The 19,040-nt window shown below is 35.6% G+C and carries 15 protein-coding genes and 11 tRNA genes; 20 read left to right on the top strand and 6 right to left on the bottom strand.

Annotated elements, in window-relative coordinates:
• The first annotated feature begins 50 nt into the window (after positions 1–50).
• The 15 genes from HOY35_RS13025 to argB all read left to right on the top strand — a co-directional run bounded on the left by HOY35_RS13025 (position 51) and on the right by argB (position 4,872).
• Positions 51–124: transfer RNA gene (locus HOY35_RS13025), tRNA-Asn, on the top strand.
• A 13-nt stretch (positions 125–137) separates the two neighbouring features.
• Positions 138–229 (top strand) — tRNA-Ser (locus HOY35_RS13020).
• 17 nt (positions 230–246) lie between these two features.
• Positions 247–318 (top strand) — tRNA-Glu (locus HOY35_RS13015).
• A gap of 11 nt (positions 319–329) precedes the next feature.
• A tRNA-Val gene (locus tag HOY35_RS13010) sits at positions 330–402 on the top strand.
• Positions 403–445: 43 nt separating this feature from the next.
• Positions 446–518: transfer RNA gene (locus HOY35_RS13005), tRNA-Lys, on the top strand.
• Between the two features lie 9 nt (positions 519–527).
• Positions 528–609, top strand: a tRNA-Leu gene (locus HOY35_RS13000).
• Positions 610–623: 14 nt separating this feature from the next.
• Positions 624–696, top strand: a tRNA-Thr gene (locus tag HOY35_RS12995).
• A gap of 10 nt (positions 697–706) precedes the next feature.
• Positions 707–778, top strand: a tRNA-Gly gene (locus HOY35_RS12990).
• Between the two features lie 28 nt (positions 779–806).
• Positions 807–892, top strand: a tRNA-Leu gene (locus HOY35_RS12985).
• 68 nt (positions 893–960) lie between these two features.
• Positions 961–1,034, top strand: a tRNA-Arg gene (locus tag HOY35_RS12980).
• Between the two features lie 5 nt (positions 1,035–1,039).
• A tRNA-Gly gene (locus tag HOY35_RS12975) sits at positions 1,040–1,110 on the top strand.
• Between the two features lie 138 nt (positions 1,111–1,248).
• Positions 1,249–1,437, top strand: a complete 189-nt coding sequence (gene rpmB, locus HOY35_RS12970) for a 50S ribosomal protein L28 (protein WP_172214474.1) — start codon at positions 1,249–1,251, stop codon at positions 1,435–1,437.
• A gap of 127 nt (positions 1,438–1,564) precedes the next feature.
• The gene (locus HOY35_RS12965; protein WP_172214472.1) at positions 1,565–1,927 is read left to right on the top strand and encodes an Asp23/Gls24 family envelope stress response protein; all 363 of its coding nucleotides are present in this window, start codon (positions 1,565–1,567) and stop codon (positions 1,925–1,927) included.
• A gap of 46 nt (positions 1,928–1,973) precedes the next feature.
• Positions 1,974–3,611 carry a DAK2 domain-containing protein gene (locus HOY35_RS12960; protein ID WP_249641562.1) on the top strand — a complete coding sequence of 546 codons (1,638 nt, stop codon included), beginning with the start codon at positions 1,974–1,976 and terminating at the stop codon, positions 3,609–3,611.
• 412 nt (positions 3,612–4,023) lie between these two features.
• A complete protein-coding gene (gene argB, locus HOY35_RS12955; protein ID WP_249641561.1) occupies positions 4,024–4,872 on the top strand; it encodes an acetylglutamate kinase in 849 nt (282 codons plus the stop codon).
• A gap of 94 nt (positions 4,873–4,966) precedes the next feature.
• Here argB and HOY35_RS12950 read toward each other — a convergent pair whose 3' ends face one another.
• The gene (locus tag HOY35_RS12950) at positions 4,967–5,869 is read right to left on the bottom strand and encodes a mechanosensitive ion channel family protein (protein ID WP_172214468.1); all 903 of its coding nucleotides are present in this window, start codon (positions 5,867–5,869) and stop codon (positions 4,967–4,969) included.
• Between the two features lie 120 nt (positions 5,870–5,989).
• On the opposite strand from HOY35_RS12950, the gene HOY35_RS12945 reads away from it, so the two are divergent.
• Positions 5,990–7,012 (top strand): branched-chain amino acid aminotransferase, encoded by a 1,023-nt coding sequence (locus HOY35_RS12945; protein WP_283770064.1) that lies wholly within the window; start codon positions 5,990–5,992, stop codon positions 7,010–7,012.
• A gap of 168 nt (positions 7,013–7,180) precedes the next feature.
• The gene (gene rny, locus HOY35_RS12940; protein WP_172214466.1) at positions 7,181–8,794 is read left to right on the top strand and encodes a ribonuclease Y; all 1,614 of its coding nucleotides are present in this window, start codon (positions 7,181–7,183) and stop codon (positions 8,792–8,794) included.
• Positions 8,795–8,938: 144 nt separating this feature from the next.
• Here the strand turns inward: rny and recA are convergent, their stop codons facing one another.
• The 3 genes from recA to HOY35_RS12925 all read right to left on the bottom strand — a co-directional run bounded on the left by recA (position 8,939) and on the right by HOY35_RS12925 (position 12,693).
• Positions 8,939–10,117 (bottom strand): recombinase RecA, encoded by a 1,179-nt coding sequence (recA, locus tag HOY35_RS12935; RefSeq protein ID WP_172214464.1) that lies wholly within the window; start codon positions 10,115–10,117, stop codon positions 8,939–8,941.
• Between the two features lie 101 nt (positions 10,118–10,218).
• On the bottom strand, positions 10,219–11,472 hold the full coding sequence (locus tag HOY35_RS12930) for a competence/damage-inducible protein A (RefSeq protein WP_172214462.1): 1,254 nt from the start codon (positions 11,470–11,472) through the stop codon (positions 10,219–10,221).
• Positions 11,473–11,523: 51 nt separating this feature from the next.
• Positions 11,524–12,693 (bottom strand): cell wall metabolism sensor histidine kinase WalK, encoded by a 1,170-nt coding sequence (locus tag HOY35_RS12925; protein WP_172214460.1) that lies wholly within the window; start codon positions 12,691–12,693, stop codon positions 11,524–11,526.
• 137 nt (positions 12,694–12,830) lie between these two features.
• Here HOY35_RS12925 and HOY35_RS12920 point away from each other — a divergent pair, with 137 nt between their 5' ends.
• Positions 12,831–13,493 (top strand): hypothetical protein, encoded by a 663-nt coding sequence (locus HOY35_RS12920; RefSeq protein ID WP_172214458.1) that lies wholly within the window; start codon positions 12,831–12,833, stop codon positions 13,491–13,493.
• Between the two features lie 72 nt (positions 13,494–13,565).
• On the opposite strand, the gene HOY35_RS12915 is transcribed toward HOY35_RS12920, so the two are convergent.
• A complete protein-coding gene (locus tag HOY35_RS12915) occupies positions 13,566–13,871 on the bottom strand; it encodes a hypothetical protein (RefSeq protein WP_172214456.1) in 306 nt (101 codons plus the stop codon).
• Between the two features lie 209 nt (positions 13,872–14,080).
• On the opposite strand from HOY35_RS12915, the gene HOY35_RS12910 reads away from it, so the two are divergent.
• On the top strand, positions 14,081–15,169 hold the full coding sequence (locus tag HOY35_RS12910; protein ID WP_172214454.1) for an Ldh family oxidoreductase: 1,089 nt from the start codon (positions 14,081–14,083) through the stop codon (positions 15,167–15,169).
• Between the two features lie 407 nt (positions 15,170–15,576).
• On the opposite strand, the gene HOY35_RS12905 is transcribed toward HOY35_RS12910, so the two are convergent.
• A complete protein-coding gene (locus tag HOY35_RS12905) occupies positions 15,577–17,229 on the bottom strand; it encodes a phosphoenolpyruvate carboxykinase (ATP) (RefSeq protein WP_172214452.1) in 1,653 nt (550 codons plus the stop codon).
• Between the two features lie 242 nt (positions 17,230–17,471).
• On the opposite strand from HOY35_RS12905, the gene HOY35_RS12900 reads away from it, so the two are divergent.
• Positions 17,472–18,833 (top strand): citrate/2-methylcitrate synthase, encoded by a 1,362-nt coding sequence (locus tag HOY35_RS12900; protein ID WP_172214450.1) that lies wholly within the window; start codon positions 17,472–17,474, stop codon positions 18,831–18,833.
• The last annotated feature ends 207 nt before the right edge of the window (positions 18,834–19,040 follow it).

The following is a 19,040-nucleotide window of genomic DNA, read 5'->3' as shown; positions in this document are numbered from 1 at the left end:
CTAGGAAGTTGCCATGCGAGAGAAAGAGATCAGTTGATCTCTTTCGTTATTCCGGCATAGCTCAGTTGGTAGTAGCGCATGACTGTTAATCATGATGTCGTAGGTTCGAGTCCTACTGCCGGAGTTTACGTCAATTTGGAGAGTTGTCCGAGTTGGCCGAAGGAGCATGATTGGAAATCATGTATATGGGTAAAATCCTGTATCAAGGGTTCGAATCCCTTACTCTCCGTCTTTTTTTTATCTGTGGGTCCGTTGGTCAAGCGGTTAAGACACCGCCCTTTCACGGCGGTAACACGGGTTCGATTCCCGTACGGATCATTTGGTTTATTGGAGGTTTAGCTCAGCTGGGAGAGCATCTGCCTTACAAGCAGAGGGTCGGCGGTTCGATCCCGTCAACCTCCATTGGCTATAAGAATACCAGCCGTAGTCAATCGTTTTAATTTACGAGTCGTTAGCTCAGTTGGTAGAGCATCTGACTTTTAATCAGAGGGTCACTGGTTCGAGCCCAGTACGACTCATTTTATATTGCGGGTGTGGCGGAATTGGCAGACGCACTAGATTTAGGATCTAGCGCCTTACGGCGTGGGGGTTCAAGTCCCTTCACCCGCATTATAATTTTTGTAGCCGGCTTAGCTCAGTTGGTAGAGCATCTGATTTGTAATCAGAGGGTCGCGTGTTCGAATCATGTAGCCGGCATCAATATAATGCGAAAGTAGTTCAGTGGTAGAACATCACCTTGCCAAGGTGGGGGTCGCGGGTTCGAACCCCGTCTTTCGCTTAGTCGACAACGAAAGTTGTTAGTTTCAGCCGGGGTGGCGGAACTGGCAGACGCACAGGACTTAAAATCCTGCGGTGAGTGATCACCGTACCGGTTCGATTCCGGTCCTCGGCACTTTGTCGTGTTCAAATTCATATTGTGCATGACGTCAATTTGGAAACAAATTGCTTTTTTTATTTTTTGGTTCCTTAGCTCAACTGGATAGAGTACTTGACTACGAATCAAGCGGTTAGAGGTTCGACTCCTCTAGGAATCATCTTTGCGGGTGTAGTTTAATGGTAGAACCCTAGCCTTCCAAGCTAGCTACGCGAGTTCGATTCTCGTCACCCGCTTTAGTTTTCGTAGCTTACTTAAGTAGGTTTTATTCGAAAGCGTTAATTCGTCTTGAAATCAATTTGATTTTATGATAGAGTTATTTAGTATGATTGTAATACTGAAAATAATAATGAAATAAAATTTTGGAGGGACCCATGGCTAAAGTATGTTACTTTACTGGTCGTAAAACTTCTAGCGGAAACAATCGTTCTCACGCTATGAATAAAACGAAACGTACTGTTAAACCTAATTTGCAAAAGGTTACTGTTTTAATTGACGGAAAACCTAAAAAAGTTTGGGCATCAGCTCGTGCTTTGAAATCTGGAAAAGTTGAACGTGTTTAATCATCTTTTTTATTAAATTAACTGATAGGTTGGTTAGCCAGCCTTTTTTTGTGCATTTATAATATAATCCGTAAAGGTGTATGTTATAATTATAAATGATTATATCCAATTTTATGGAGGATTAAAAATGACTGTTAAAATTAATACTAATTCAGGCATCATTGAAATTTCTAACGAAACAATTGCAACAATTGTTGGTGGTGCGGCGACAGAAATATTTGGCGTAGTCGGTATGGCTTCTAAGAAGCAAATTAGAGATAACCTAAATGCGATTTTACGCCGAGAAGATTATTCAAAGGGCGTTATTGTTCGTGAGGAAGCAAATGGTATTGCTGTTGATGTTTATGTTGTTGTGAGCTATGGTACAAAAATTTCAGAGGTTTCCAAAAATATTCAGGAACGTGTGAAGTACAATTTAGAAAATCAACTTAGTATTTCTGCGAACTCGGTTAATGTCTTCGTCCAAGGCGTTAGAGTATTGTCGGAGTAGGAGGATAGAAGTGGAAACAATAATAACTAAAAGTCTTTTTCAAGAGATGGTGCAGGCAGGTGCAGCACGGTTGTCTGAAAATGCTGATTACGTGGATTCTTTAAATGTATTTCCGGTCCCTGATGGTGATACTGGAACAAATATGAATTTGACTATGACGAGTGGTGCAAAGGCTGTTGCTGATTCCTCTCAAACCAAAGTAGGTTTGTTAGCCCAAGATTTATCTAAAGGGCTTTTAATGGGGGCACGTGGTAATTCAGGTGTTATCTTATCTCAAATATTTAGAGGTTTTGGTAAAGCAATTATTGATAAGGATGAATTGAGTGGGGTAGATTTTGCTGAGGCGCTCCAAAGGGGTGTTGAGACAGCGTATCAGGCTGTTATGAAGCCTGTTGAGGGAACCATTCTAACTGTTGCACGTGGAGCAGCAATTGCTGCAACTAAGGCTGTAAATGAATCAGAAGATATTGCAGTAATTATGGAAAAAACGGTTAAGGGTGCGAAAATCGCTTTGGATAAAACGCCAGAAATGTTACCAGTTTTGAAGGAAGTTGGTGTTGTTGATTCTGGTGGTCAAGGTTTATTGTTTATCTATGAGGGCTTTTTAGCAGCGATTACTGGAGAATTTTTAGCAGCAGTAGATTTTAAGGCTAATCCTGGTACAATGGATGAAATGGTTAATGCCGAGCATCACCGTTCTGTTCAGGGGCAATTAGCAACTGAAGATATTAAATTTGGCTATTGTACTGAAATTATGGTTAAAATTGGTGAAGGACCAACTGTGGTTGAAGCTTTTGATTATGACCAATTTAGAAATTATTTAAACAGCATTGGTGACTCGTTATTAGTTGTTAATGATGATGAAATTATTAAGGTTCATGTTCATACAGAAGATCCGGGTGAGGTTTTGAAGCAAGGCCTAAAATACGGTTCTCTGACCAAGGTTAAAGTTGATAATATGCGTTTACAGCATGAAACTATTTTAGAGCATGATACTAAACAGGATACTAGCCGAAGTCTTACTAGAATACCTTATGCAGTTATTGCTGTTGCAGCAGGAAAAGGTTTGGGAGAATTGTTAAAATCCATGGGAGCCACTTATGTTGTTTCTGGTGGTCAGACAATGAATCCATCAACAGAAGATTTAGTCAAGGCGATCGAAAAGGTTCATGCTGAGAAGGTAATTATTTTACCAAATAATAAAAATATTCAAATGGCTGCTGAGCAGGCTGCAGAAGTCAGTGATATTCAAGTTAGAGTTGTACCAACCCGCACAGCAAGTGAGGGCATGTCTGCATTACTTGGATTTAATGATTCTAAATCAATTGATGATAATGTTCAGGCAATGACTGAAAGCTTTGCATCAGTTGTTTCTGGTCAGGTAACGCACGCAGTCCGTGACACAACTATTGATGCAGTTGAAGTGAAAAAAGGTGAAAACATTGGTATGATTAACGGTAAATTAGTTGTTTCGGATAAAGATATCGAAGCTGCTACTTTAGCAACCTTGACGAAAATGATTACTGATGAAACAGAAATTGTTACAATTATCATTGGTGAAGATGGCAAGCAAAAAATTGCAGAAAAGCTTGCAAGTGATATTGAGGCAATAAATGCTGAAATAGAGGTTGAAATTTATCAAGGCGATCAGCCTGTTTATCCTTATTTATTGGCTGCTGAGTAATATTGGCTCAATGTCAAATCGGACTGATTTTATTAAAATGGTTGATATGGATATTAAGCAGCCGTCTTCGGACGACTGCCTTTTAGTGTTGTTCATACTACACAGGCTGCTGCAGCTTTAGAAATATTTCTAATTGTGCTGTTTGCTTGCGAAAACGAGATTTTTTCCGTGACACAAACCTAAATTCACGCACCTCAGGATGATATATCTTTTTTATTATTTCAAGATAATTAAAAATTGACCTGAAATATTTATCAGTTCAATTTATTATAGAGCTGTAATATTTTAGCATAACGAATTATATTATTAATTCGTTATGCTTTTTTGTATAATTATTATTTAAATATTGAATATTATCATTTTATATGATATATTTGTATAAATATACATGTAATATACAAGGAGAATTAAATTGAGGAGACAAAAAAGAGCGGAAATACTATTGGAAGCATTACCTTATATGCAAAAATATTCAGGCCAGACGATTGTAGTCAAATATGGTGGAAATGCAATGAGCAATGAGGCACTTAAAATTTCTGTTATGAAAGATATTGCATTGCTTCAAATGGTTGGTGTTAAAATTGTGCTTGTTCATGGTGGTGGTCCAGATATATCAAGAACTCTTCATAGGCTAGGGAAAGAAACAAAGTTTATTGATGGGCTAAGGTATACTGATAAGGAAGCGGTTGAAATTGTAGCAACAGTACTTTCTGGAAAAGTTAATAAATCCTTGGTAGCTGATCTTTATGAGCTTGGAGTTAAAGCGATTGGTCTATCAGGGATAGATGGTGCAATGATTCAAGCTGAACAGCTTGATGAGAAATTTGGATATGTCGGTGAAATTACTTCAATTAATCCAGAGCCAATTTTATTAGCCTTAGAGAATAATTATATTCCAGTGATTGCAACTACAGGAATTGATCATACTGGTCAATTTTACAATATCAATGCCGATATTGCTGCTGCCGATATTGCTGCTGCTGTTAATGCCGAGCAGTTTATACTGCTTACAGATGTGCGTGGTGTATTGAGGGATGTTGATAATCCTGAAAGCTTAATTTCTGAAATAAATATTAAAGAAATTCCAAATTTAATTGATTCGGGCATTATCTCAGGCGGTATGATCCCTAAAATTGATTCTTGTATCAATGCAATGAATAAGGGATTAAAAGAAGCAGTAATTATTGATGGTAGAGTTGAGCATTCAATTTTATTAGAATTGTTTGCCGATGAAGGCTTTGGTACATTAATTAGTCAATAATATGTAAAAAAAAGCAATTTTTTGTCAATTATTCGAAAGAAAATGTAAAATACACTAATCAGCCAAATTTCTCATGGTGAGTAGTGTATTTTATTTATTTATGTGGATTATAAAAATAGTCTGGTAATTCAATTTTTTCATTTTGAAAAGCCTCAAAATAGGCCTTATTAAATTCAGCAGTAAGTGCTGTGGATTCTAAATTACTTGAATATATTGCAGTTCTTAGAACAATTTGCCCAGTTGGTAATTGGATAGTCCCTAAATATTCACTTGACCTAGTCATTTTTGAATTTAGCTTCTGATTTAGCTTGCGATTTACATCCAATATTAATTTTTCAGCAAGGTCAATATCGGTATTTGATGAGATTTGGAAATCAATATTAGTGCGAATTTCACTTCTGGAGAAGTTGGTCACCATTACGATATTTCTATTTGGGATAAAGTGGATGCTACCATCAAAATCTTTAACTCTAGTAGATCGAATGCCGATAGAAATAACATTACCTTCAATTGTTAATCCATTTCCCTGAATTTTAATCCGATCCCCGACATCAAATTGGCGTTCGATAAAAATGAACATACCTGTGATTAAATCATTCATAAAGCCTTGCGCACCAAGTCCTAGTGCAATCCCAGCTATTCCTGCTCCAGCAATTAATGAGCCAACAGGAATCCCAAATATTGAAAGAACCGTATAGATGTAAAAGAATAGGACTGCATATTGGAAAATGCTCTCAGTTAATTTTTTTACGGTCATTGTTCGCGTTTCATTGACAAAGTTGACTTGACTATATTTTTTAAAGCTTCGATTTAAAATTACTTTACCGACTCGATAAAATACAAAGAATATAATACTTGTAATTAGTATTAAGAGACTTTTGGAAACAATGATGCTTAAGATGTTATCCCAGTCAATTTTTTGCCATAACCTTTCAAAGACATTAACCTGTTTTTCCATTTGAGCCGTTAATTGTGTATTTGTTGTTAATAAAAACATAAAAATCACCTAAATTTTCAGAATTTTTTGATAAATGATTGAATCTTACTTAAAATAGTCATACACTATATTGTACATGATAATTAATTAAAAAAAATAAATTTAAAGGAGTTTTTTAGTTTGGTAGATATTGATTGGAGCAATTTAGGATTTAATTATATGAAATTACCTTTTCGTTTTATCTCTTACTATAAAGATGGCAAATGGGATGATGGTTGTTTGACTGAAGATTCAACATTGCATATTTCAGAAAGTTCACCAGCATTGCATTATGGTCAAGAGGCATTTGAAGGACTAAAGGCATATCGAAAAAAAGACGGCAGTATTCAACTGTTTCGTCCAGATAAAAATGCAGAAAGACTTCAAAAAACAGCTAATCGCTTAATGATGCCAGAGGTGTCGACTGACAAGTTTGTAAATGCGTGTAAAGAAGTTGTCAAGGCGAATCATGAGTTTGTGCCACTATATGAAAGTGGCGCTACTCTATATTTAAGACCTTTATTAATTGGTGTTGGTGATATTATTGGTGTTCAACCAGCTGAAGAATATATATTTACCGTTTTTGCAATGCCTGTTGGCCCATATTTTAAAGGGGGGTTAGCACCAACAAACTTTATTGTTTCATATGACTATGATCGGGCTGCGCCTCATGGTACCGGAGCAGCCAAAGTAGGTGGTAATTACGCGGCATCATTATTACCAGGTAGTTATGCCCACAGTCATAAATTTTCAGATGTTATTTATTTGGATCCAGCGACCCATACAAAAATTGAGGAGGTCGGTTCAGCCAACTTTTTTGGTATTACTAAGGATAATGAGTTTGTCACACCATTAAGTCCTTCTATTTTACCAAGTATTACTAAATACTCTCTATTAGAGCTTGCGGAGTCGAGATTAGGCTTAAAAGCTATTGAAGGGGATGTTTATATTAATGATTTAGAAAAATTTGTGGAAGCTGGTGCGTGTGGGACAGCGGCAGTAATTTCGCCAATAGGTGGTATTCAAAATAAAGATAATTTTCATGTTTTCTATTCTGAATCAGAGGTCGGTCCAATTACAAGAAAGCTTTATGATGAACTAGTCGGTATTCAATTTGGTGATAAGACTTCACCAGAGGGCTGGATTTTCCCAGTTGAGCTGTAATTTTAAATAAAGAAATACTAAAGAGATTATTTCCTCGGATTTTAATCTCTTTATTTTTATAAAAAAATTAAAACAAAGTTTGACTAAAATATAACTAAAAGATAAAATTAAGTAGTATAGTATAATTTTTATTTATGCTATATGAAAAATAATAGATGAAGGTGAAATATGCAGTTATTATTAATCGTCATTTTCACAGTCATTGGATTAGTTATTGGTTTTTTAGTTAAAACAGTTCTTGCTAACAAACAAGCTGAAGAACAAGAAGATATTAAAAAAATCGCTGAAGAAGATGCTAAAAATATTGTAGCAGCAGCTAAGGCAGAAGCAGATGAAATTAAAGCAGAAGCTAAATTAGCCGAAAAAGAAGCTGAAACATTAAAAAAAGAATCGTTACTAGAAGCAAAGGAAGAAAGCCAAAAATATCGTTCTGAAATTGAAAATGAATTTAAGGAACAAAAAAATTCGTTAAAACAGCAGGAAAATCGTTTATTGCAGCGTGAAGAATCTTTGGATAATAAAGTTATTCAAAGCGATAAACGCGAGATGTCCTTAAATGATCGAGAAGAACAGTTGATTGAAAAATCAAAATTGATTAATGATCGTGAAGATAATGTAAATCAATTAATTGAAGCACAAAAGCTTGAGCTAGAAAGAATTGCTCAATTTACTCATGATGAAGCGAAAACGGCAATTTTAAGAGAAACTAAGGATAGTTTAACTCAAGAAACTGCGACAATGATTAAAGAGGCAGAGCTACAAGCAAAGGAAGAAGCTGAACGTAAGGCTAAAAATATTTTGTCCCTTGCAATGCAAAGAGTTTCAGGAAATGAAGTTGCAGAGCAAACTGTTTCGGTTGTTACTTTACCTAACGACGAGATGAAGGGCAGAATCATTGGACGTGAGGGTCGTAATATTCGTGCCTTGGAAACTTTAACAGGTATTGATATTATTATTGATGATACTCCTGAAGCGGTTGTATTATCAGGATTTGATCCAATTCGTCGTGAGATTGCTCGGATGGCCTTAGAGGCCTTAATTCAAGATGGACGTATCCATCCAGCTCGCATTGAGGAGATGGTGGAAAAATCTCGTAAGGAAATGGACCAAAGAATTCGAGAATACGGTGAGGCAGCTGCCTTTGAAATTGGTGCAGCAACTCTGCATCCAGATTTAATTAAAATAATGGGGCGTTTGCATTTTAGAACTTCCTACGGTCAAAATGTGTTAAGTCATTCAGTTGAGGTTGCTAAGCTTTCAGGTGCTCTCGCTGGGGAGCTCGGTGAAAATATTGCTTTGGCTAAACGCGCAGGATTCTTACATGATATTGGTAAAGCACTAGATCATGAAATTGAAGGCTCGCACGTTGAAATTGGTGCAGAGCTTGCTCAGAAGTACAATGAAAATACCGTTGTGATTAATACTATTGCCTCCCACCATGGAGACACGGCAGCTACCTCAGTCATTGCTGTTTTGGTTGCAGCTGCGGATGCATTATCGGCAGCAAGACCAGGTGCTAGAAGTGAGTCACTTGAAAATTACATTACACGCTTGAAAAACTTAGAAAATATATCTAATAGCTTTGATGGCGTAGAATCTAGCTTTGCCATTCAAGCGGGTCGTGAGGTTCGAGTAATGGTTAAACCAGAGCTAATTGATGATGCACAAGCAATTCACTTAGTTCATGATATAAAAAATAGAATTGAAAATGAACTGGATTATCCCGGACACATTAAGGTTACAGTTGTGCGAGAAACGCGTGCAGTTGATTATGCAAAATAACGATAAAGAAGCCAGTAGCTATTTCACAGCTACTGGCTTCTTTATTCGGAGCTAAATGATATGTAGCTCTCTAAATTAACGTTTTGTTTTGGGCAAATTTTGGATATTAAATGTTATTTACTTGCTTAACCATAAGGAAAAAAATTATTTAATATCTAATTCAATTTCCTCTTCTAAATCCGAATCATCAATCTCAATTTCTTCTGTGGCTGCCTTTTTGGTAGCATTTTTACGTGATGGCTTGTCTGATTTTATCTCTTCTTGCTGCTCGCCTAGCTCAATTTCTAAAGGTAAATCAAAGTGTTCTCTAATTTGAGCTCTAAATTCTTCGTATTTTTCAGGGTTATCCCTCAACCATTGACGAGCCTTTTCGGCGCCTTGTCCAATACGTTCTTCGTTTGCTGAGAACCAAGCACCACTTTTTTTGATAAAACCAACTGTTTCCCCTAGCTTGAGAACTTCACCGTATGGTGATACGCCTTCACCATAGATCATATCAGGTGTTGCAATTTTAAATGGTGGTGCCACTTTATTTTTCTTAACAGTAATTTTCATTTCATTCCCTAAGCGCTCATCACCTTGCTTAATTTGTGTTCCTTTTCCGACCTCAATACGCTGTGTTGCATAAAATTTTAATGCACGTCCGCCAGGTGTTGTTGATACTGGTGCAGCTGGACCAAAACCACCAATATTATCGCGAAGCTGGTTAATAAAGATGACAACTGTTTTAGTTTTATTAATAGAGCTTGAAATTCGTCTTAATCCCTTGCTCATCATACGCGCCTGTAAACCAACCTGTTGATCTTCAATTGTTCCATCAATTTCGGTTTGTGGCACAAGAGCGGCAACTGAATCAATAACGATTAGGTCGATGGCGCCAGATTCAATCAGGGTTTGGGCGATGGTTAACCCCTGTTCGCCACTATCAGGCTGTGATAGGTAGAGCTCGTCAACATTAACTCCTAATTTTTCAGCGTATACAGGATCTAGAGCATGCTCAGCATCAATAAAGGCAGCGATGCCACCTTGCTTTTGAACCTGTGCGATGGCTTGAAGCGTAATAGTTGTTTTACCAGATGATTCAGAGCCGAAGATTTCAACAATTCTCCCTCTTGGAAAACCACCTACACCTAAGGCAATATCTAAGGCTAATGATCCGCTTGAAATAACATCGATTTGACGATCACTTTGATCACCTAACTTCATTAGTGAACCAGTCCCGAATTCTTTTTCAATTTGTTTGAGAGCATTTTCTAGTGCAGCCTCTCGAGCCGCCCCTTCGTTGCGTCGAATATTAGATAAATCTCTTTTTTTCTTTGCCAAATGATTACTCCTTTATAAATACTAATTTTTACTATAAATTAATTATATGATCGCTAAATGATGAGCTTTCATTTCAATTATATTGAAATAGAGTGGAAAATTCAATCTTTTTTATGATTTAATTCATGAATAATTAGATTCATGCCGTGCATAACGCTCATTTTACGAATATAATCACGATCTCTTGAAATTTTCACTAATTTTGTGATGGTTGATTGATTTTTACGTGCGAGTGCTAGCCATACTGTTCCAACTGGCTGATTTTCTAAATTCTCAGGACCTGCAACCCCTGTAAAGCTAATTGCATAATCAGTATTTAGCTTTGCTTGTGCCTGTTCAGCCATTATTTTTGCTGTCCATTCACTAACTACGCCATAAGCCTTTAGGTCGTCTAATGGAATATCTAATAATCTTGCTTTTGTGTCTGCGCTGTATGTCACAAACCCTCCAGGAAATATCTCAGATGCGCCAGAAAACTTTGCTAATGTTGCTTGAAACAAGCCCGCGGTTAAGCTCTCTGCAGCTGTAATTGTCTTTTGGTATTTTTTTAAGAGCTGGAATGCAACTTTTTCAATTGAATTGTCTTCGCCGTACCCATATATAAATTCTGACAAATTACCAGCGGTAACAATTTCTTGTTCAAAATTATTGAGTTTGCTTTCAGCATCTTGCAAATTTTTGGCCTTAGTGGATAATCGAAGCGTGACCTCACCAGTTTTTGCGTACGGCGCAATCGTTGGATCAGTTTGATTTTTAATATATTGATCAAGCCTCGTTACGAGCTGACTTTCGCCAATACCAAAAAATCGGATTACTCTGGAGAACAAAGTATCGTTACTATTTTCATCATTTAAGAGCGGCATTAATTGCTCAGTGAACATTGGTTTTAATTCGCTGGGAGGGCCAGGCAAGATAGCGTACTGCTTTTGACTATTCGTTAAAAATGAGCCAACAGCTAGTCCGGTCCTATTTTGTAGAGGTTTTGCACCATCAATGATTAGAGCCTGTAAATCATTGTTTGGCGTACGAATATATTGACTGTTTTGAAAAAAATAATCTAAGTTCTGCATTGCCTGGGGCTCAATTATGAGCTTTTTATTTAGATGCTTGGCTAAAATTTGCTTTGTAATATCATCGTCTGTTGGACCAAGTCCACCACATAGAATAATTAAGTCACTGCGTGATTCGGCGATTTGAATACTTTGAGTCATTCGTTCAGGATTATCTCCGACGCTAGTATGGAAATAAACATCAATACCTAAAGTTGCAAGCTGTTCTGAAATATAGGTCACATTAGTATTTACGACTTGACCAGTTAGTAATTCCGTTCCAACTGCAATAATTTCTGCTTTCATTATAATCCTCCACCTTGTTATCTATTATTTCTTATAATTCCATTTTAATCTCTATTTACTATTACGTAAAAAATTTTGTTTTAGTGGTAAATGAATGATAAAACTTGTCCAGTCATGATTAGATTCAGCATAGATATAACCATGATGCTGTGCGATAATATTTTGTGCAATTGCTAGCCCTAATCCTGATCCACCAGTTTCTTGATTTCTTGAGTCCTCCACGCGATAAAAACGATCAAAAAGCTTATCAAGACTTTGCGGTGGAATTTGTTGTCCGTTATTCCGAACGGTAATAATAACCTCTTTTCCAATAATCTTGGCATTAATTTCAATAATAGTTGCGTCTTTACCATATTTCAAAGCATTTGTAATAAGATTTTCGAAAACACGTACAAACTTTTCGGGATTTAATTCTACGTATATCTTTTCAGGATCTGTCGAAACACTGAATATTACTGCCTTTTTTTGTGCTTGAAGTTCAAATTCAACCGAAAGCTGATCAATCATTGCGTGCAAATCAATGTTAGAAAAGGTAAGGGATTTATTGGGCTGTCTTACTTTAGTGTATTCAAAAAGATCATCAACGAGCACTTTCATCTGTTTTGCTTTTGAGAAAGCAACATGAGTGTAGCTACGAATGTCATCAGTTTGCAGCAGCTTGTTTTCCTCGATTAAGCCTAGGTAGCCTAAAATTGAAGTGAGCGGTGTTCGGATATCATGACTGACATTAGTAATTAACTCATCTTTACTTTTTTCGATGGCCCTTTCTTCTTCAATTGCTTGGAGAGTAGAGTCAACGAGTGAATTAATACTTTGAACGACTTGCTCTAGATCGCCCTTGAGCTTAAAGGGGATCCGATGCTCGAAATTTCCTAAAGAGATATAATGCAATTCATTTATGATATGACTTAGCTGCATTTGACGATAGCGTCTTTTAAGACGCCATACAACAACCCATATATCAATGATTAGCATTATGGCGATATAAAATTTTTGCCATGAATAAAATGTAGCCGAATTAAAAAAAGTAACAAATTGCTGCTTGGTAGCAAAAATAAGATTATTAAATTCAGCATTTTGGACAAGAATGATATTTAATACAAAAATAATTGATAGATTTAATAGTATCATTATTAGTAATGTAAAAATGCCTTCTATCCAAAGCTCGCTTTTTTCAAAGGTGGTCAGCTTGATTGTTTCATTATTTTTTTCTTGATTCATGATTAACACTCCGATTGTTTAAATTGAACTAAGTTTAGCATAGTTATTATCATATTAGTAAGATTCTAAAAGGAAATAAACCTTTTTTTGAATTATAATAGAGATAGATAATAATAAATTTTTAGGAGGTATGTTAAATGGTTGATTTCGTGAGTAAGGCCGAATTAGAGGCAGCAGCAATTAATAATGATGAAATTAAAGATAGCTTAAATAAAATTGTGGAGGATGTTTTTTTGGATAAAGTTTTTATTAATGAGGATACTGAGCTAATTAAATATCCAGTTCAAAAGAGAGTCATTGGATTTGATTTAGATGGTGTCGTCTTTTCAATTCAAAAAGCAATTGAGGTCATGAATTTAAAAACTAATTCAAATATGTCTATCCAAACGATGACTCAAAAGGATTTTGATACAATTTACTGGGGAACGATGGCGCCTGAAAGTCAGGTTGAAATTATTAAGAAATCTATTCCAAATCAGAAAATGGTAACCTATCTACGTGAAGAGCATTTACTGGGAAGTGAAATTGTGATTATCACAGCTAGAGCAATTCAATATGCTGGCATTACAATTGAAGCGTTAAGGAAGTTTGGTATTCCTTTTGATCGCATTCATTTTAGTGAAAATAAATTTCCAATTATTAAATCAGAAAATCTGTTTGCTTTTTATGATGATCGCTATGATATTATATCTAAAATTTATAATTCTAATTTGAAGACGAAGGCTGTTCTCGTTTCGGCACCATACAACCGGGAAACTAATGGAGAATATGATATGAGATTTAGAGTTGGAATTGAATAGCATACTTGTCAAAATAATAAAACGCCCTCAAATTTGTGGGCGTTTTTGCTGCTTTCAAAGCCTAAGAATTTGCTAAAAGGCTTTGTAATTTTTAATGCTATCCTTTTTTAAGCCTAGTCCAATGATAAAAGGTTGGACATATTTAATGGCATTTGAGTCGTATTCATCTAAAAAAATTAAGCGACTTTTAGTATGGTTAACCTCTACCTCTGCTTTTTGTTTATTATTAATGAATAATTTTAAGTAGTCAATCTCACCACGTTTTTTTAATTCAACTTTAAATTTTTGCTTGTCGATTTCCGCCTCAACTGCTCCATTATTGAGGTAAGTTCTAGTTACCAATTCAATTACTTTATAATCTAAACTTTCTTTTTTCATATCACTTTCTCCACTAATTTTTTAACCATTATAACATTATTCTGACATGAATAAGCATAAGAATGTAAAATTAAGGTAAAAGAAAAAGTTATTAACATATGTGGATAACTTTTTGTGGATAACTTGTGGATATCACGTGATAGCTTTTTGAGTACTTATTTTTCTGGGATAAATATGAGAAAATGATTGAGGTGATGGAGGAGAATAAAATGAAAAGAACTATTTATTATGAATCAGCGAATGTGCTCTATGATTTTATTTATAGAAGTTTTTTGGCTGTTGGTCTGCAGCCAGAGGAAGCGAAGATTGCAAGTGAAGTTTTAATGTTTGCTGATTTAAGAGGGATAGATTCACATGGAATTGGCAGATTGAAACAGTTTTACATTGATAGAATTGCAGAAGGGTTAATTCAAGTCAATTCATCAATTTCAATTGTTAAAGAAAGTCTATCTGGAGCAGTAATAGATGGACACAATGGTCTCGGATTAATTATTGCCAATAAGGCGATGAAGCTAGCGATTGAAAAAGCCAAAAAAACTGGAATTGCCGTTATTTTTGTCAGAAATTCATCACATTATGGTGCGGCGGGCTATGGCCCGTTTTTAGCGGCAAAAGAAGGCTTGATTGGTATTAGTGGCACCAATGCCAGTAGATTAGTAGCTTCAATTAATGGTACACAGCCAATATTAGGGACTAACCCCATTGCTGTTAGCTTTCCTTCAGATGAGCCTTTTCCATTTCTCTTTGATGGCGCAACCTCTACAATTTCAGTCGGTAAGATTGAATACTATCAAAAAGTCGGCAAGATGTTGCCAAATGGTTGGGTAAGAGACGAGAAGGGTAATGCTGTGAATAACCCTGCACAGGCATTGGCTGGTATCAAACATAAGGTGTACACGCTTGCACCGTTGGGGGGCTTTTCGGAGCTAGAAGCTGGTTTTAAAGGATTTGGCTTAGGGCTGATTGTTGAACTAATGTCAACAATAGTTCAAAGCGGTAGCAAATTTTGTGGTGACTATCAGCAAACTGATCAGAAGTCTGTGGGGCATTTTTTTATTGCAATCAATCCAGAGCTGTTTATTGAGCAATCTGAATTTAGAAAAAGTGTCGGAGATACTTTAAGGCTGCTTCGTGATTGCAAAAAGGAAGGCGAAAAAATAATAGTAGCAGGTGAAAAAGAATACTTAGAGAATCAGAGTAGAAAAAAGACGGGCATTCCAATTCCAGAGTCTGTAGTTCAGGATTTATATTTAATTCGTGAGCAGTATCAAATTTCGGTTAGTTTTGCTTGGGAGTAAAGCAGCTGTAACATAAGTCCTTACCGTTTTCGTAATGTTTGTAAGTCACGGGTTAAATTGCCTAAAAATTCTCAAACAAGTAAATTTTTTGCTCGGATAGTGTATGCCCGAGTAAATAAACGTGAAATATGCTAAGCACGTTGTGACTGGCTTTTACGTAAGTCGCTAAAGCGACAACTTCGATGCCATAGGGAAATAGATAAATTTCTGAATATTATCTAAAGGCTAAAATGACCATTTAGCGTTGTAGAATTTTAGAAAAAAAGCGTATAAGCTTAGCTCGTGCGTACTTTTTCTCTAATTTTCTAAACGCTGGTCATTAACACTGGATTGCAAGCAAATGCCAACAATTACCGAATTTTCTACGTCATTAAAGGTCATTAATCCAATTTCCGTAAAGAATAATATTATTTTAAATTATTAATAATTAATTGAAGAATTTTTTCAATACCATCAGGTAAAGCGTTATAGCCATCAAGCTCTGCTTTTTTTTGGATAATAAAATCTAATCGGTCTTGCATTCGTGCTTTCAGCTTATTTAAGTAAACTGGATCCGTAAAATCAGGTTCAAATTTTTCAGAAGGTAAATAATAAATTTTTTCTAACGGTCCAAATGTTGTAAACTTTGCGGATCCATCCACAATTGATTCGATAGCGCTTAACGTATGCTCAGGCTTAATTTTTAAGTTATTAAAATGACCAGTATTTAAAATATAGCAGCTAGTCTGCTTACTCGCGAATAGACTGGTAAATTTATTGAAATCTTCACTAAGCGGATAGGCACGAAATGGATTTGCAAACGGCTCAATAACAATTTGGTCTAAATCTGTGGCTTCTACAATGTTTTCAGCAGTAGAACGCTTTGTAGCTAGTGTTAGTCCAAAAATTGCAGCCAGCTTAGGGTCCTCAATTTTTAGAACTGGTGGCAAACTATCGTCTTTCATAATCCAAAAAATTGCATCTATTTTTTCATTAATACAGTCGACTCTATTTGGCGTCACCAGTTTACTTTTAACTGTTCGACCATTTCCGTTACGAATATCTTCAGTAACAATTACTTTTTTGCCTTGATTATCTAACGTTACCCCGACATTTTGACAGGTTAGAAAATATTCAACACTTGGGTGGGTCAATGGGTAGTCCTGAGTTTTATCAAAATAGGCTGGTTCTAAGGCAATGGTAATACCATTTTCTTCAGAAATAACAAAAGCATCATCGTGTAGAACGGTCACTTTATATTTACTTTCATTCTTAGCTAAAGTAATAGTTGATTTTCCGGAGCCTGATAGTCCAAAAGCAGCCATTGTAAAGTTACTACCATCCAATTTAGTATATTGTTTCATTCCACCATGGCAGGCGATGAAGCCATTTCTATGTGCTGAAGCCCAAGCAAGTGTTAAGGTACCTTTCTTCAATTCTCCAAAGTATCGTAAGCCAAGTATAACTGCTGTGTTATGTAGTGGATCAAATAGCACTAAGCCATAAGGATATTCAGGGTGCTGCCATTCAGGATCAGCAATAACTAAAATATCACTAACTGGAATAGAGGTGGATTGCTCGTATATTTTTTTAGATGGGATATCAATTTCTTGAAAATTTAATAAGTAGCTCAGCAAGTTGTTTTCGTATCCCTTAGGTACTAAAAGATGGGATTTAATAGTAAACTTTGGATTTAAACCGACGATAACATCAGTAGTAAGCGTTTCTTTTCGGGAAAGGTGATAGACGGCTTCTCTTACGATTTTTGCCATTTTATTTTCATCTACACCGGGTTGACCAATGATTTTTCTTGCCGCTGAGGTTCTACCAACAATTTCGCCATCATTAAAGACTAATATCTTTGCACCTGAGGGTAAGCCTTGCTTTTCTGGCTCTAAAATGGGTAAATCTGTTACGATTGTTCCTTTGGCGTTTTCTGCTAAATGATAAGCTTGCTCTCGATTATTAATGTGTGTTACAGTATTAGTGTAAAAAGCAGGCTCTACTGTTTGCCTAATCATTGAGAACAAAGCATTTTTTTTTGAAATTTCATTTCGATAGTAGTGATTGATTGATGCCATACAAAATCCCCCCTTAATTTTATCCCCCACAACAAGTAAGCGCTTTCATTTTTTATTTTATCAGAAACAGACAAGAAATGAAAATTAATTTATAGTACTTTTCAGCAAAAAAATAAAAATATATTAAAAAGAATGATTTATCTATTAGACAATGCATGAATTATAAATTAAAATTAAGCAATACAAAAAGCTTTGTTAGTTGCTTAATGGTTTTGTAGTTTAACTGAATAAAGGAGGTTAAGATGACAAAAGAGTTTCAAATTACTGATGAAATTTTAGAACTTGCTAATAAAACAGAAGAGAATACTAAAATTAGTAATGAAGATTATAGTAAGTATGATGTAAAAAAAGGCTTACGTGATATTGATGGTAAGGGGGTTTTAGCTGGATTAACTAATATTTCCATGATTCAATCTGTAAGAGTTAAAGCTGACGGGACACGTGAACCTATTCCAGGTATTTTGGAATACCGAGGTTATAATGTTAAGAATTTGGTCCAAGGATTTAGGGAAGATCAACGGTTTGGCTTTGAGGAAGTTGCGTACCTACTATTATTTGGAGAATTACCGACTTCACAGCAGTTAGCTGACTTTAGAGTATTGTTAGCCAAAAAAAGAACCTTACCAACTAATTTTGTTCGAGATATTATTATGAAAGCACCTAGTGCCGATGTAATGAACTCAATGAGCCGTTCTTTATTGACTCTAGCAACATATGATCCTAATGTAAACGATATATCTATTCCTAATGTTCTAAATCAGAGCTTAATGCTGATTAGTGTTTTTCCATTATTAGCAATCTATGCTTATCATGCCTATGCGCATTATGATTTGGGTGAAAGTATGTACATACATTATCCGGATAAAAGCTTATCAACAGCTGAAAATATTTTAAGACTTCTTAGACCGGATAAAAAATATACTGATATTGAAGCAAAAGTTTTAGACTCGGCTTTAATTTTACACATGGAGCATGGTGGTGGGAATAACTCAACTTTTACAACTCACGTTGTTACTAGCTCTGGAACAGATACATATTCAGCAATTTCTTCGGCTCTCAGTTCATTGAAGGGGCCAAAGCATGGTGGCGCAAATATTAAAGTTACTGAAATGATTCGAGATATTAAATCCAATGTTAAAGATCTTAATTCTGAAACAGAGATTAAAGCGTATTTGAGAAAAATCCTTCGAAAAGAGGCATTTGATAAAAAAGGTTTAATTTACGGTATGGGGCATGCTGTCTATACCATTAGTGACCCACGTGCAGATCTTTTTAAAGAATTTGTTGGCAAACTGGCAATTTCTAAGGGATTAAACGAAGAGTTTGATTTTTATTCAAAAGTAGAACGTCTGGCACCAGTTGTTATTGCTGAGGAAAGAAATATCTATAAAGGCGTCTCCGCAAATGTTGACTTTTATAGTGGTTTTGTTTATCACATGCTTGATTTGCCAGATGAATTATATACACCATTATTCGCTATCGCTCGCATTGTTGGCTGGTCTGCACATAGAATGGAAGAGCTTATTAATATGAATAAAATTATTCGTCCAGCCTACGAGAGTATTGCGATTGAAAGAGAATATAAAAAGCTAGAGGAACGCTGATAAGAAAGAATGGCTACCATTTATACTCGTGATTATTAATCATGTGTATAAATGGTTTATTCAAGATAAAATATTTCTACAAAAAAAGTTAAAAAATGAGTTGACTGTAAAAATAAGATTTGCTATTATAAGAAAGCTGTCGCAGGAAAAGGCGAAAGCAAAAAAAACTTTTAAAAAAAGATTTAAAAAAAGATTGACAATTAAAAG

The organism is Enterococcus sp. MMGLQ5-1 (genome assembly GCF_013155265.1).
Classification (GTDB): domain Bacteria; phylum Bacillota; class Bacilli; order Lactobacillales; family Streptococcaceae; genus MMGLQ5-1.
Note: the sequence above shows the minus strand (reverse complement) of the source record. Positions and strands in the feature narration are given on the sequence as shown.